The sequence below is a fragment of the Pseudomonas sp. F007 genome (genome assembly GCF_057814275.1).
On record NZ_JBVATA010000021.1, the window covers coordinates 1 to 1,703 of the forward strand.

At 59.7% G+C, this 1,703-nt stretch carries 1 protein-coding gene; it reads right to left on the reverse strand.

Annotation, left to right across the window (positions count from 1 at the left end):
• Positions 1-1,217, reverse strand: a 1,217-nt coding sequence (locus ACZYR5_RS29525) for a PAAR domain-containing protein (RefSeq protein WP_489092909.1), incomplete at its 3' end; no start/stop codon positions are given.
• Positions 1,218-1,703 lie beyond the last annotated feature (486 nt).

Below are 1,703 nucleotides of genomic sequence, written 5' to 3' on the forward strand. Positions count from 1 at the left end.
AGGTTGGTTACATAGGCCAGGTGATTGCCACGAAGCAGGGCAACCAATAACGGATCGCTATACATCGTTGGCTGCAAGATATTGACCTGTTCGTGTGTGGCAAGATGCTCAACACTCTCCGCAATTCTTCCCATCTGAATTGCTCTAAAAGCCTCCAGAATTTCTGTGTGGCTGCCACCAAACTGAAGCTTTTCCTGCTCCACCGGCCATATCACCGAAGTCGAGGCGTCGTAGTAAATATCCTTGCGCACATCCAGACACGACTCCAACGCCCCAAACCCCTGCTGCATATAAAACACATGCAACGGATACACATCCAAAAACAGCGTGGTATTGCCCATCGCAAGCATGTCGTACACGTGCCTATACAGCTGCTGCACCGACGACAGCGACTCCCCTTCACGCCGCCAATCAATCCCCGGCAACGGGTTATCACGGCTGGCCTGCTCGTGCTCGCGGCGGGCCTGTTCAAACTCCTGCAGTTTCCTCTCACGCTCCCGTGCGCCACCGCCGAACAGGCCGAAAAAGCCGCGCCTGGCGCTGTCCTTGCGTTGGGCAAAGGCTTGCTGTTCAGCCTCGATTTTCTCGATGGAGCCGGCGGCGTGCAGCAGGCCGCAGCCGACCTGTTTCGAGGCGAAGGCCGCGAGGCCGGCCCATTGCAAGCGCGGGTCCTCCAGCCATAAGCGGGCGTAAGCGGCGTTGATTGCGCTGTTGCGGGCCTTGGGGTCGGCGATCAGGGTGCCGCCGGGGGCGACGATGGCTTCGGCCATTTTCTGGTAGGCGCGCCAGGCGTGCTCGCAGCCTTGGGTCTGCGGGGTTGAAAAAACCGCCGGGGCGGGTTGCCTGGCCTGGGAGAAGGCTGACGGTGCGGGCGCATCAGGCAGGGGCGGTTCGTCGTACGCCGGGTGGTTGCGCGGCAGTGCGACGGTGCCTTCGAAGCTTTGACTGCGGAGGGTCTGGCTGGAAACCAGTCGTGGTGAAGGATCGCAGTTGCAGCGGCAGAGGTCGTCACCCAGCGCGGCATGGCGGCCATCTATGGTATCGATCAGGTGCGGACCGTCGATGGCGATGTAGCCGGTGCTTTCGCACTGGGGGCACCAGACTTCATCGCCTTCACACGCCATGGGCTGGCCGTTGATGGTGCAGCGGCGGTTGCCCGTTCTAACGATGCCTTCTGCGGTGGTTTTGTCACCGACCATGATGTGATAGCGCTTCATGCGAACTATGTCCTTATCGTTTTTTCGAAAGGACGCACGCTAGGTGAGGCGCAGATTGGAAATAAATCAGACGTTTCTTTGTGTTGCGTAGTCCGATTCCGTAATGGTGATTTCCTTAGGGGAACAGCAGCCTGCGGACTTTTACTTTTCTGGATGCACGCGGCGACCTCGGGTATTTCGCGAGCATACGAACGTCGACCGGCTGCTCCTACAGAGGCCGAGCGTTAGCTCGCCTACCGCTCTTGATCTGGCCTTTGATCTGGCTTGTGATCTTGATCTTGATCCACCCGCCCCTTTCGGGAGGCTGAGTGGAGGCATTCATCCGGGGGGAGCGCGTAGCGCGGTGCGGCGCAGCCGCAGTCATCGAGAGGAGGTGCAGCGAAGCCAACCGGAGGCGATGACCCACGGATGGATGCCGGAGCGAAGGTACGCCGAGCCTAGGCGAGGGGGCCGGACGGTGGGGCAAGCGTTTTTTGCTTATTTTTT